This window comes from Mesorhizobium sp. M1C.F.Ca.ET.210.01.1.1 (assembly GCF_004791585.1).
Classification (GTDB): Bacteria; Pseudomonadota; Alphaproteobacteria; order Rhizobiales; family Rhizobiaceae; genus Mesorhizobium.
This window is the reverse complement of record NZ_SRUU01000028.1, coordinates 54,706-67,904: the sequence shown is the minus strand read 5'-3', so window position 1 is coordinate 67,904 and position 13,199 is coordinate 54,706. Positions and strand designations below refer to the sequence as shown.

Here is a 13,199-nt window from a genome sequence, read left to right as displayed (position 1 = left end):
CCATGAACCCGGATATCGTCATCATCGGCTCCGGCATCGGCGGCGCTACGATCGCCTCCGGCTTGGCCGGCAGCGACGCCTCGATCCTGATCCTGGAGCGCGGCGAGGCCTTGCCGGCAACGCCGCATGCGCGCTCGACGCGATCCATCTTCGTCGACGAGCATTACCGGCCGAAGGAGATGTGGCGCGAGGCCGGCGGCCCGGCGTTCAATCCCGGCAACTACTACTATGTCGGCGGCAACTCGAAATTCTTCGGCGCGGTGCTGATCCGCTATCGCAAGGAGGATTTCTCCGAGCTCGAGCATTTCGGCGGCGTCTCGCCGGCCTGGCCGTTCTCCTATGACGACTTCGAGCCCTGGTACTCGAAGGCCGAGCAGCTTTTTCGCGTGCGCGGCAGCCTCGGCGAAGACCCTACCGAGCCGTACCACTCGATCCCTTACGCGTTCAAGCCGGTGCCCGACGAACCTTCGATCGCGCGCGCCCGCGCCGAGTTGAAGGGCCTCGGCCTGCATCCCGCCTCGCTGCCGCTCGGCGTCGACATCGAAGCCTGGCTGAAGGACGGCGAGACGGGCTGGGACGCATTCCCGAATACCGGCCAGGGTAAGGTCGATGCCCAGACCGGGCCGCTGGCGGCCGCGCTCGCTGACAAGAACATCAAGCTCGAAACCGGCGCCCATGTCGACTGGCTCGAGGCCTCGCCGGACGGCAAGTCGATCGCCGCCGTCCATTACACGCGGAACGGCGTGCAGAAGACGCTGTCGCCGAAGCTGGTCATCCTCTCGGCCGGCGCGGTCAACTCGGCCGTCATCCTGCTGCGCTCGCCTTCCGCCAGCAACGGCAAGAAGGGGGGCAAGGGCCTCGCCAACAGCTCCGACCAGGTCGGCCGCAATTTCATGAACCACAATTCGAGCGCAATGCTCGCGATCGACCCGCGCCGCCGCAATGATGCCATCTACCAGAAGACGCTGATGCTCAACGACTACTATCTGTCGGACGGCAAGGGCGGCAAGCCGCTCGGCAACGTGCAGCTGCTCGGCAAGATCGACGGCAACATGCTCAAGGCCAATGTGAAGCTGGCGCCGAAATTCGCGCTCGACTTCATGGCCGGCCACGCCGTCGACTGGTATCTGATGTGCGAGGACCTGCCCGATCCCGAAAGCCGCATCATGGTCGACGGCAAGGAGATCGTCATGCAGTGGCGGCGCTCCAACATGCAGTCGCTGGAAGGCCTGACCAAGGTGATGCGCGAGAACTTCCGCGCCTGCGGCTATCCGATCGTGCTGTCGCGTCCCTTCGACAAGCGCACGCCCTCGCACCAGTGCGGCACCGTGAGGATGGGCAACGATCCCGCAACATCACCGCTCGATCCTTACTGCCGCGCCTATGACCACCAGAACCTGTTCGTTGTCGATGCCGGCTTCCTGCCGACGTCGGCCGCCGTCAACCCGGCGCTGTCGATCGCGGCCCAGGCGCTGCGTGTCGCCGACCACATCCGCAAGACGGAGCTCGCCACATGACCCGCCCGGCGGCCATCATCACCGGCGGCGCGCGCGGCATCGGGCTTGCCTGCGCCGAGGCGCTGGCCGATGCCGGTTTCGACATCCTCGTGGCCGACCTCGCGGAGAAGCCCGCCACTGGGCTTGCCAAGAACATTGCGGCACGCGCCGCGAAATTCGCCTACGCCCGCTGCGATATCGCGGATCTCATCGGCCATGCGGCCCTCGTCGAGGCAGCAATGAACGCCTTCGGCCGCATCGATTGTCTGGTCAACAACGCCGGCGTCGGCGCCGTGGAACGTGGTGACCTTCTGGAGCTGAAACCGGAGAACTTCGATCGCGCGCTGAATATCAATCTGCGCGGCACCGTGTTCCTCAGCCAGGCGGTCGCAAAAGCCATGCTTTCGGCGCTTGCCGCTTCTGCTCGATCGATCATCACCATCACATCGGTCAGCGCGACGATGGCCTCGCCGGAACGCGCCGACTACTGCGTCTCCAAGGCCGGCCTTTCGATGTGGGTGAAGAACCTGGCGTTGCGCCTGGCTGCCGAAAACATCGGCGTGTTCGAGGTGCGGCCAGGCATCATCCGCACCGACATGACCGCGAGCGTTTCCGCCAAATACGACGCGCTGATCGATGGCGGCCTGGTGCCGGCAAAACGCTGGGGCGAGGCAGTCGATATCGGCGCGGTGGTTGCGGCGCTGGCCTCCGGCAAATTCGGCTTCTCGACCGGATCGGTCATCGATGTCGACGGCGCGCTGTCCGTCCCTCGCTTGTGAGTGGGTTGAAACATGGCTGACTACATCATCGTTGGCGCCGGTCCGGCCGGCTGCGTTCTCGCCAACCGGCTGAGCGAAGATCCATCGAACGCGGTGCTGTTGCTGGAAGCTGGCGGCAAGGATTGGCATCCGCTGATCCACATGCCGGCGGGCTTCGCCAAGATGACCAAGGGCATCGCTTCCTGGGGCTGGTCGACCGTGCCGCAGCAGAACATGAAGGATCGCGTCTTCTGGTACACGCAGGCCAAGGTCGTCGGCGGCGGCTCATCGATCAACGCGCAGATCTATACGCGCGGCAATGCCCGCGACTATGACGCCTGGGAGAAGGAAGAGGGTCTCCCCGGCTGGGGCTATCGCGACGTGCTGCCCTATTTCAAGCGCGCCGAGAACAACCAGCGCTTCGCCAACGATTTCCACGGCGACCAGGGCCCGCTCGGCGTCTCCAATCCGATCTCGCCGCTGCCGATCTGCGAGGCCTATTTCCGCGCCGGCCAGGAGATGGGCATCCCCTTCAATCCGGATTTCAACGGCGCTGCCCAAGAGGGCGTCGGCTATTACCAGCTCACCCAGAAGGATGCGCGGCGCTCGTCCGCGTCCGTCGCCTATCTGAAGCCGATCCGCGCCCGCAGGAACCTGACGGTCAGGACCGATGTGCTGGTTACGCGCGTCGTCGTCGAGAAAGGCCGCGCCGTCGGCGTCGAGATCGTCGACAGGCCGGGCGGCGAAAAGTCGATCCTGCGCTCGAACCGCGAGGTGATCGTCTCCTCCGGCGCCATCGGCTCGCCGAAGCTTCTGCTGCAGTCGGGCATCGGCCCGGCCGACCACCTGAAGTCTGTCGGCGTGACACCGGTCCACGACCTTCCCGGTGTCGGTTCCAATATGCAGGACCATCTGGACCTGTTCGTCATCGCCGAATGCACCGGCGACCACACCTACGACAACTACGCCAAGCTGCACCGCACGATGTGGGCCGGCCTGCAGTATCTGCTCTTGAAGAAGGGCCCGGTGGCTTCCAGCCTGTTCGAGACAGGCGGCTTCTGGTACGCAGACCCGACGGCAGCCTCGCCCGACATCCAGTTCCACCTCGGCCTCGGCTCGGGCATCGAGGCCGGCGTCGAGAAGCTGAAGAACCCGGGCGTGACGCTGAACTCCGCCTTCCTGCGCCCACGCTCGCGCGGCACGGTGCGGCTGAAGAGCGCCGATCCGGCCGACCATCCGCTGATCGATCCGAACTACTGGTCCGACCCCTATGACCGCGACATGTCGATCAAGGGCTTGCGCCTGGCGCGCGAGATCATGCGGCAGAAGGCGCTGCAGCCCTATGTGCTGCGCGAGGTGCTGCCCGGTCCTGGCCTGCAAAGCGACGACGACCTCTTCGACTACGCTTGCAGAACCTCCAAGACAGACCACCATCCGGTCGGCACCTGCCGCATGGGCCATGACGCAATGGCGGTGGTGACGCCGGATCTGAGGCTGCGCGGCATCGAGGGCCTGCGCGTCTGCGATGCCTCCGTGATGCCGCGCGTCCCCTCCTCCAACACCAACGCGCCGACCATCATGGTGGGTGAAAAGGGCGCCGACCTGATCCTCGGCCGCGAGCCGCTGCCGCCGGCCGTGTTCAAGGGCAACCAGGCGGCCTGAGGAACGAACAATGATCCGGCACTGCGTCTTCGTCCGGTTTCGCGACGATGTCTCCATCTCCGAGCGCTCGGCGATCCACGCCGATCTCGAAGCATTGCGCTCACTCATCGATGGCATGGGCAAGGTCTATTTCAGCGCCAATGTCAGCCCGGAACCTTTCGCGCGCGGCTTCGGCCACGGCTTCATCATTGATTTCCGCGACGCCGCCGCACGTGACGCCTATCTCGTGCACGAGGCGCATCAGCGCGCCGGCGCCCGGCTGGTCGCAGCGCTCGAAGGCGGCACAGACGGGCTGATGGTGGTCGATCTGGAGATTCTCGGCTGACCGGCCGGGAATCTACCCCAGACGCAATGCGATGACTCCGGCGACGATACCGAGCGCGGAAGCGGCGCGCCAGGCCGTCATCTTTTCGCCCAACGCCAGCACCGAGATCAGCATGGCAAACAGGATCGAGGTCTCGCGCAGCGACGCCACCGAGGCGATCGGCGCCTTGGTCATCGCCCACATCACGATCCAGTAGGCGGCGCCGCTGAGCACGCCGGTGAAGAGCCCTGCCTTCCAGTCGCGCGCCAGGATAGGGAGCGACCGCGGCCCGCGGAAAGCGACGCACAGCACCAGCGCTGAGAGCGCGTCGCAGACGAACACCCAGGCCGAATAGCTTTGCGCGGTTGTCGAAAGCCGCGCGCCGGTGCCATCGGAGAGCGTGTAGCTGGCGATGAAGATCGACGTGCCGAGCGCGAAGCCGACGGCCCGCAGATTGAGCCTTTCCAGATGCGCGCCGCCGCGGAACGACATTACCAGCGTGCCGGCCGACAGCAGCACGATGCCGAAGATGGCGAGCGGCGCCGGAACCTCTCCGAGCAGAACGATGCCGCCGAGCGCCGAGAGCAGCGGCGCCGTGCCGCGCGCCAGCGGATAGGTCTGCGCGAAATCGCCGGCCTTGTAGGCGCCGATCAGGAACGTTCGGTAGCCCATGTGAAAGAAGACCGACGCGAGGATGAAGGGCCACACTTCCGCTTTCGGCACCTCGACGAAAGGAAGCGCGAAGAGCGCCGCAAATCCCGTGCCGAGCGTCATCAGCGTGATCGACAGGAAGCGGTCGAGATGCACCTTGACCAGCGCGTTCCAGATCGCATGCATGGCGGCCGCCGACAGCACCGCGAGGACCACGAAAAGCGTCATGCCCGCCTCACCCGCTCGCAATCCCCGAGGCGATGCCCGGTGTTTCCAGATCGATATCGACCCTAAGTGGGAAATGGTCGGAAGCCATCTCGCCGATGTCGGCTGTTATCGAACGCACGCGCCCGGCCAGCATGCCCCCGACGAAGCAATGGTCGAGCCGGCGTTTCGCCAGCCTGCCGTCGATGATTTTTTCATGCGTGTGGAAATCCGGCCCAGGCTCCCTGGCGACGGCTGCGGCATCGACGAAGCCGTCGATATAGGCGGCGGCGCGATGGTAGGGCGTGTTGCCGACGATGCGCCGGTATTCGGCGCTGTCCGGCTCCATGTTGAAATCGCCGAGCCAGATCGCAGCCAACGGGCTTTCCGGCTCCGGCTGGCCGTTGCTCCAGTTGCGCTGCGGCTCGTCGTCGGCGCCGCTCCACGGGCCGCCGTCGGAGGGCGCGCGGCGATGCTCGGCAAGCAGATAGTCGATCTGCTCCAGCCGCTCCTCAGCCGCGATATGGGCAAGGTGCAGCGAGAACACCCGCACCGGTCCCGCCGGCGTGCGGATCATGCACTCGAGCGCCGCATTGCGGGTGTTGAGCGGCCTGAGCGTGCGACGCAGCGGCAGCGTGTGCAGCCGCGACCAGACGATCGGCAGCTTCGACAGCAGCATCGTGCCGAACTGCCGGCGCCGGTTCACGACGCGGCCGTCGCGCCTTTCGCTGGCGTCCATGTCGAAAGCCGGGCCGTAGACCCAATAATAGTCCGGCAGCAGCCGCGAAAGGATTTCCGGCTGGTCGTCGCCGTTGCTGCGTTGCCAGTGCCGTTCGACCTCCTGCAGGGCGATGATGTCGGCGCCGTCGACGAGGCGTGCAGCGCGCGTCAGATCATAGCGGCCGTCGCTGCCGAACCCGTACTGGATGTTGTAGCTGACCAGCTTCATTGGTTAACCGGCTCAATTCCGGTGACCGCAGTAGCGCCTCACCGATAGCGTTGCAATGGACCGTGGCGGCACGCGGAATGGTCCAGCCGATGACCGCCGGGCCGGCACATCTCTAATAAGTGGTGAGCGGCTGGAACCGTCCGGCCGGCGACGCCGCCAATTCCGCCCAGTCGATCTCTTCTTCCAGCCGGTGATAGGCCTCGTCGCCGATCGTGCCGTTGCGGCGCAGCTCCTCGAGCGTGTCGCGCTGGCGATTGATGGCATAGAGGCGCAGCCGGTCGTATTCGGTCGCCGCCTGCGCGTCCTCCGGGTTTTCCGCGACCAGGCGCTGCGCCTCGTACTGCTCGCGCACGACTGCCGCCGCGGCCGACGTCTTGCGGCTCAACACATCGAGGGCGGCTTGCATGATGGCGACACGCGCCTGCGCCACCTCGCGATCTATCGACGTATCCCGCTCGAAGTTGAGCCGGCGCAGCAGAGGCTTCAGGCTCATGCCCTGCAGCACCAGCGTTCCAAGCACGACCGCGAAGGCGGCAAGCACGATCGGGTCGCGGCCGGGGAAGTTGGCCGGCAAGGCAATGGCCACCACCAGCGTCACCAGCCCGCGCATGCCGCACCAGCCGACGAGCAAGGCGCCGCGAAATGTTGGCCCTTCGCGCCTTTGGTCCTCGGTATCGAAGCGGGCAAACCATCGCATGACCGCGACATAAGCCAGTACCCACACCAGGCGCGCCGCGATGACCACGGCCAGCACCGTTGCGGCGAAGAGGAATGCGTCGCCTTGCCCGTCGCCGGAGAGCCGGCCGACGATCGACCGCGCCTGCAGGCCCATCAGCACGAAAGCCAGCACGTTGAGCACGAACACCGCCGACTCCCACACCGAGTAGGTGCTGACGCGGCGTCTCGCCGACATGCGGCGTGGGCCCTTGCGCGCGATGGTAATGGCATAGACGACGATGGTGATGATGGCCGAAAGGCCGATCTTGTCGGCGATGATCCAGACGGCGAAGGTTCCGGCAAACTGCACCACCGTATTGCTTGCCGCGTCCTCGATGCGGGTGAGCGTCAGCAGCGAGATGCGGCCGAACAGATAGCCGGCGGCAACACTGCCGACCGTGGACAGCAGGATGACCGGCACGGCGTCGCTCAACATGACCGAGCCGATCGCGGCCGAAACCGATATCCGGTAGATCAGCAGCGCCGTGGCGTCGTTGAGCAGGCTCTCGCCCTGCAGGATGGCGGTGAGGCGGTGCGGCACCTTGAACTGACCGAGCACGGCGCTTGCCGCGACCGCATCCGGCGGGGCGACGATGGCGCCGAGCGCTATGGCAGCGGCAATCGGCAGCCCAGCCATCTTCCAGCCGACGAAGGCAACGACCACGGTGGTGAAGACGACGGCGCCGAGCGCCAAGAGCACGAGCGACAGCCTGTAGCGCTTTAGGTCGCGCAGCGAGGTGTCATAGGCGGCATCGAGAAGCACCGGCGCAATGAACAGCGCCAGCGCCAGTTCCGGATCGATCTCGATGGTCGGAGCGCCGGGGACGAACGCGATCCCTGCCCCCGCAAGCGCGAGCAACGACGGATACGGGACCTCCAGCCACCGTGACACCGCCGTCAGTGCGACGGCGGTGAGAAGAAGGATCAGGGTGAGCTCGAAAAGCGCCATGGCTCATCGTAGCGGCGAAGCACGAAGGTTGGCAGTACCCCCGAGCCAGGATGCTGTTGATTATCCAACAGGCTTGGTTTGCCGGACAGCGGCGTCCGCCTTGACCTTATCGAAGGTGCGACGGCCAGGGGCCGTCAGTGCAGCACCAGCATATCGCCCGACGAGAAGGAAATATCTGCCTTCTCGCCGACGGCGGGCGGCGGGGTCGCGGAATTGTTGAAGGTATCGAGCGAAACCGTGTTGCCGCCGATGCCGACGCGCACGCGGATGACAGAGCCGAGGAAATGCACTTCCGCGATCTCGCCCGACAGGCTGGTGTCATGACCGGGCTGCCGTCCGAGCGAGATTGCCTCGGGCCTGAGCGCCAGTGACAGCGTGTCGCCGGACTTCGAGCCGTTGAGCTTGCCTTTGAGCGCGACCTCCTGGCTGTTCACACGCACCTTGCCGGCACCGGCGTCGGTGACCGTGCCTTCCAGCACGTTGAGCGTGCCGACGAAATTGGCGACGAACTTGGTCGCCGGCCGGTTGTAGATCTCGAACGGCGTGCCGACCTGCTCGGCCTTGCCGCCATACATCACAGCGATGCGGTCGGAGATCGACAGCGCCTCTTCCTGGTCATGCGTGACGAAGATGGTGGTGATGCCGAGCTTCTTCTGGATCGAGCGGATTTCCTCGCGCAGCGACACGCGCACCTTGGCGTCCAGCGCCGACAGCGGCTCGTCGAGTAACAGCAGCTTCGGCTTCGGCGCTATCGCGCGCGCCAGCGCGATGCGCTGCTGCTGGCCGCCGGAGAGCTGGTAGGGGTAGCGGTCGCCCATCTGCGGCAGCTTGATGATATCGAGCATCTCTGCGACCCGCCTGTCGGCGTCCGCCTTCGGCATGCCCGCCACCTTGAGACCGAAGGCGATGTTCTGCGCCACCGTCAGATTCGGAAACAGCGCATAGGCCTGGAACACCATGCCGACATTGCGCTGGTTGGGCTTCAGCCGAGTGATGTCCTTGCCCGCCACCACGATCTTCCCGGCCGAAGGCTCCTCGAAGCCGGCGACCATGCGCAGCACCGTCGTCTTGCCGCAACCCGATGGCCCGAGGAAGGAGACGAACTCGCCGGGTTCCACGTCGAGATTGAAATCCTGCACCACTGTCGCGGCACCGAAGGATTTTTGCACGTGTTGGATGGAGAGGAACGGCTCGGCCATGGCTTTTTGCTTTCAGTTCGGTCGGTTCGCCGATTTCGGCGCAAAACGGGACAGGATTTGGATCAGCGACATGCAGCCCCAAGTAATGGCGAAGGCGATGATGGCAAGCGCCGCCGGCTCATAGGCGCGGTTGGCGCCGATATTCTGCAGATAGGGGCCAAAGGCCGGTCGGTTGAGCAGGCTCGCCATGGTGAATTCGCCGATGACGATGGCGAAGGTCAGGAAGGCGCCGGAGAGCACGGCGATCAGCACGTTTGGCAGGATCACCCGGGTAATGATCGTCGACCAGCCCGCCCCGAGGATCTGCGCAGCCTCCGTCAGCGTTCTCACGTCTATGGTGCGAAGGCCGGTATCGACCGCCCTGTACATATAGGGCAGCGACAGCGTCGCATAGCCGATGACCAGGAGTGCGTTGGTGGCCGTATCGTTTGCCAGGAACGGCAGCGGTGAATTCGAGCCATACATCCTGATATAGCCGAAGACGATGACGATGGCTGGGATAACCAGCGGCAACAGCGTGATGAACTCGACGACTGGCCTGATCTGCGGCAACCGAAGCCGTATCCAATAGGCAGCGGGCACCACGACCAGCACACCGAGGATGATGGTGAAGATGGCAGCGACCACCGAATACATGAAGGTCGCCTGGAAGCGGGCGTCGCCCAGCACGATCTGGTAGGCGTCAAAGGAATAGGCCCCGCGACGCATGCGCATGGAGAATTCGACGGTCGCAATCAGCGGGATGAAGAAATAGGCTGCACCGAGAATGAAGACGACCCAGGCCCAGAATCTGCCGGACTTCATTTGAGCCACCTCTCGGAGCGGGTCCGGAACCAGATGTAGAAGACATTGGCCAGGCCGGTGATGACGATCATTCCGAAGGCGATCGCATAGCCGAGATGGGCGTTGTGCAGCACGTCGCCGCGGATCTGCGCATAGAGCAGGATCGGCACGATGTTGAGCGACGAGCCCGTCAAGGCATAGGCGGTGGCAATCGCCCCAAAGGCGTTGGCGAAAAGCAGGATCACGGTGCCGAGGAAGCTCGGCCAGATCACCGGGATGACCACCATGCGCCAGTATTGCGCCGTGGTGGCGCCGAGTGTCGCGGCGGCCTCGCCCCATTCCTTCTTCAGCCCGTCTATCGCCGGCACGATGATCACCACCATCAGTGGAATCTGAAAATAGACGTAGGTCAGCGTCAGGCCCCAGAACGACAGGATGTTGAAGCCGTGCGCATAGATGTTGAGACCGAAAAGCGCGTTCAGCAGCACGGTCGCAAGGCCCAGCCGTCCAAGGGTAGCGAGAAAGGCGAAGGCCAGCGGAACACCGGCGAAATTGGAAGCGACGCCGGAAAAGGTGAGCGTCGCCGAGCGTATCCAGTCCGGCAAGCCGCCGCGCACGATGGCGATGGCTATTGCCAAGCCGGCAAAAGCTCCGATCAGCGCCGAAGCCAGGCTGACCTTGATCGAAATCCAATAGGCGGCAACGATGTTTGGCTCTGACAGAGCGGCGATGTTTTCCAGCGTGAACTCGCCCGCCTCGTTCTGGAACGCGCCCAGCATCAGGTAGAGCGTGGGCAGGATCAGGAACATGACAGCGAAAATGAAGAAAGGCGCAACGCCGAGCCATTGCGTCGGCAGTCGCAAGGCCCGGGCCTCGCTGGGCGGCGCGGTCTTGCCTGCAATGGCCTTGTTTGAAAGAGAGAGATCGGTCATGCACCGGTACCGTCTTCGGTGAGGGTCCGGGCGACCAAGTGGCCGCCCGGACGATTTTCAAGCTTACTTCACGTTGGCGCCGACGACGGCGTCCCAGTTCTTGGTGATCGCTTCCTTCGCCTTGCCCTGCTCGTCGAGCGTTGGGAAGACGGCCGATGCGTAGGCTTCAGCCGGCGGCAGCTTGGCCATCACGTCGGCCGGCAGCTTGCCGTTCTTGGAGAGATCGTTGAAGCGGATCGGGTGGCAATAGCCCTTCAGCCAGGCGATCTGGCCCTCGTCGGAGTAGAGGTACTCGAGCCAGAGCTTGGCGGCATTCGGATGCGGCGCGAAGGCGCTGATCGCCTGCACGTAGACACCGGCGACGACGCCCGTCTTCGGCACCACGACGTCGACCGGCGGATTGCCCTTCAGCGTGTCGCGGCCTGCAAGCGCATTGTAGTCCCAGGTAACCAGGATCGGGGTCTGGCCCTGAGCGAGCGTCGCCGGCTTGCCGATGACCGGCACGAAGTTGCCGGCGGCGTTGAGCTTCTTGAAGAAGTCGAGGCCGGCGGTGCCGGCGGCTTCGCCAGCGGCAGCGCCGCCGGAAAGGCCGGCGGCGTAGACCGCCTGGATGGCCTGGTTCGAGGCGCGTGGATCACCCGCGAGCGCGACGGTGTTGGCATAGTCCGACTTCAAAAGGTCGGCCCAGTCAGCCGGCGCTTCCTTCACGAGATCCTTGTTCACCAGGAAGGACAGCACACCGTAATAGTCGCCGGTCCAATATCCTTCGGCATCCTTGGCGCTGTCCGGGATCGAGTCCCAGGTCGACACCTTGTAAGCCTGGATCAGGCCGTCCTTCTTGGCGGACGGGCCAAAGGACAGGCCGACGTCGATGACGTCGGGCGCCTGCGGGCCTTTGTTGTCCTTGTTGGCCTTGATCGCCTCGACCTCGTCGCCCGAGCCGGCGTCAGGGTTGAGTTCGTTGATTTTGATGTCGGGATACTTGGCCTTGAAGCCGTCGATGACGGCGCCATAGCCGCACCAGTCGTGCGGCAGCGCGATGACCGTGAGTTCGCCCTCCGCCTTCGCGGCCTTGGCGAGATCATCCAGCGAAGCGGCGGACGAAATCACCGTCGACGCGAAGAGCGCCGCGGCCGAAAGGGAAAGCACTTTCCCCGTGAATTTGAACATGTGTTCTCTCCGTTGAACTGACGCCATTGGACGCCTGCGATGCGGTATCGTTTTCGTGTGACAGCCAGATGAAAGCTTTGTGAAACCGGCACCCCGCAGCACGAAAAAGTAAACTCTCTTTAACCGGCTGTAGCAATCGCTCCGCGATCCTTTTTCCGGCTAATTATTCTCCTCCTTGCCCTTTCGCCCTTTTCCCTTTCCTTTCCCCTCGTTTCCAGATCAACTTTCCGCCCGCGAAAATCGCCTCACACTGAACCTGCAATGGCGTTTTCGAGCAGCGTCAGCGCCGCCTTCTTGGTGAGCTTGACCGGGTTGCCGCCGGCGGTCGGATCGACCACCGCCATGTCGGCGATCAGGCCCTTGCGCTTCTTGTCCATGTCGAGGCCTTTGATCAGGCCAGGCAGCGCGTGCGGCACCTTGAGTTCCTTGCGCAGCTTGATGACAGCCTTGGCGAAACCGTCGAAGCCGCCCCTGATGCCGCAATAGGCGGCGAGCCGCGCGATGCGGTCCTCGATCGCCTCGCGGTTGAAGGCGAGCACATAGGGCATGAACACCGCATTGGTCATGCCGTGATGGGTGTCGTAGAGCGCGCCGATCGGATGCGACAGCGAGTGGATGGCCCCGAGCCCCTTCTGGAAGGCTGCGGCGCCCATAGCGGCGGCGCTCATCATGTGGGCACGGGCGACCAGATCCTTGCCGTTGGCGAAGGCCTTGGGCAGGTTCTCGAACACCAGCCGGATGCCTTCCACCGCGATGCCGTCGGCCATCGGGTGATAGCCCGGCGCGCAATAGGCTTCGAGGCAATGGGCGAGCGCGTCCATGCCGGTGCCGGCGGTGATGAAGGGCGGCATGCCGACCGACAGCTCCGGATCGGCAATCACGATCGCCGGCAGGAGCTTCGGATGGAAGATGACCTTCTTGGTGTGGGTCGCCTCGTTGGTGATGACGCCGGCGCGCCCCACTTCCGACCCGGTGCCGGCCGTGGTCGGAACCGCGATGATCGGCGCGATCGCGTCCGAATTGGCTCTGGTCCACCAATCGCCGATGTCCTCGAAATCCCATACGGGCCGAGTCTGTCCGGCCTGGAAGGCGATCAGCTTGCCGAGGTCGAGCGCCGAGCCGCCACCGAAGGCAATGACGCCGTCATGCTTGCCCTTCTTGAACACCGCGATGCCGGCGGTGAGGTTGGACTCGACCGGGTTCGGCTTCACCTCGGAGAACACGCCATAGGGCACCTTGGCCGCGTCGAGGACTCTTAGTGTCGAAGCGACGACCGGCAGTTTTGCGAGGCCCGGATCGGTCACGAAGAGTGGCCGCTTGATGCCGGTGGCCGCCAGCACGTCCGGCAGTTCCTTGATGCGGCTGGCGCCGAAGCGGACGGTGGTGGGGTAGTTCCATTTGGAGATGAGTTTGGACATTTTCTGT

General features: G+C 64.5%; 12 protein-coding genes. 4 read left to right on the top strand and 8 right to left on the bottom strand.

All coding sequences use genetic code 11. The features are described from left to right. Window positions 1-2: 2 nt before the first annotated feature. From EN853_RS25600 to EN853_RS25585, 4 genes are read left to right on the top strand one after another with little or no spacing between them, the layout of a single operon-like run. A complete protein-coding gene (locus EN853_RS25600) occupies window positions 3-1,517 on the top strand; it encodes a GMC family oxidoreductase (protein ID WP_127859249.1) in 1,515 nt (504 codons plus the stop codon). Next, window positions 1,514-2,275, top strand: a complete 762-nt coding sequence (locus EN853_RS25595) for a 3-ketoacyl-ACP reductase (RefSeq protein WP_127859250.1) — start codon at window positions 1,514-1,516, stop codon at window positions 2,273-2,275. The genes EN853_RS25600 and EN853_RS25595 overlap by 4 nt, the downstream gene beginning before the upstream one ends. A gap of 12 nt (window positions 2,276-2,287) precedes the next feature. Continuing rightward, complete coding sequence (locus tag EN853_RS25590; protein ID WP_127859251.1) at window positions 2,288-3,916, top strand: GMC family oxidoreductase N-terminal domain-containing protein; 1,629 nt, start codon at window positions 2,288-2,290, stop codon at window positions 3,914-3,916. A 10-nt stretch (window positions 3,917-3,926) separates the two neighbouring features. Then, a complete protein-coding gene (locus EN853_RS25585) occupies window positions 3,927-4,241 on the top strand; it encodes a Dabb family protein (protein WP_127859252.1) in 315 nt (104 codons plus the stop codon). Between the two features lie 12 nt (window positions 4,242-4,253). Here the strand turns inward: EN853_RS25585 and EN853_RS25580 are convergent, their stop codons facing one another. The 8 genes from EN853_RS25580 to EN853_RS25545 form a co-directional block, all read right to left on the bottom strand. After that, window positions 4,254-5,099, bottom strand: a complete 846-nt coding sequence (locus EN853_RS25580; protein ID WP_127859253.1) for an EamA family transporter — start codon at window positions 5,097-5,099, stop codon at window positions 4,254-4,256. A gap of 7 nt (window positions 5,100-5,106) precedes the next feature. Further along, window positions 5,107-6,024, bottom strand: a complete 918-nt coding sequence (locus tag EN853_RS25575; RefSeq protein ID WP_127859254.1) for an endonuclease/exonuclease/phosphatase family protein — start codon at window positions 6,022-6,024, stop codon at window positions 5,107-5,109. Window positions 6,025-6,136: 112 nt separating this feature from the next. Next, on the bottom strand, window positions 6,137-7,690 hold the full coding sequence (locus EN853_RS25570) for a sodium:proton antiporter (protein ID WP_127859255.1): 1,554 nt from the start codon (window positions 7,688-7,690) through the stop codon (window positions 6,137-6,139). A 134-nt stretch (window positions 7,691-7,824) separates the two neighbouring features. Then, entirely contained in the window at window positions 7,825-8,889 is a 1,065-nt protein-coding gene (locus EN853_RS25565; RefSeq protein ID WP_127859256.1) for an ABC transporter ATP-binding protein, read from the bottom strand. 12 nt (window positions 8,890-8,901) lie between these two features. Beyond that, the gene (locus EN853_RS25560; protein WP_127859257.1) at window positions 8,902-9,693 is read right to left on the bottom strand and encodes an ABC transporter permease; all 792 of its coding nucleotides are present in this window, start codon (window positions 9,691-9,693) and stop codon (window positions 8,902-8,904) included. Continuing rightward, window positions 9,690-10,604 (bottom strand): ABC transporter permease subunit, encoded by a 915-nt coding sequence (locus EN853_RS25555; protein WP_127859258.1) that lies wholly within the window; start codon window positions 10,602-10,604, stop codon window positions 9,690-9,692. The genes EN853_RS25560 and EN853_RS25555 overlap by 4 nt, the downstream gene beginning before the upstream one ends. Window positions 10,605-10,667: 63 nt before the next feature. Next, complete coding sequence (locus tag EN853_RS25550) at window positions 10,668-11,774, bottom strand: ABC transporter substrate-binding protein (protein ID WP_127859259.1); 1,107 nt, start codon at window positions 11,772-11,774, stop codon at window positions 10,668-10,670. Between the two features lie 245 nt (window positions 11,775-12,019). Then, window positions 12,020-13,192: an iron-containing alcohol dehydrogenase gene (locus EN853_RS25545; protein WP_127859260.1), complete on the bottom strand. Its 1,173-nt coding sequence runs from the start codon at window positions 13,190-13,192 to the stop codon at window positions 12,020-12,022. Window positions 13,193-13,199: the final 7 nt, after the last annotated feature.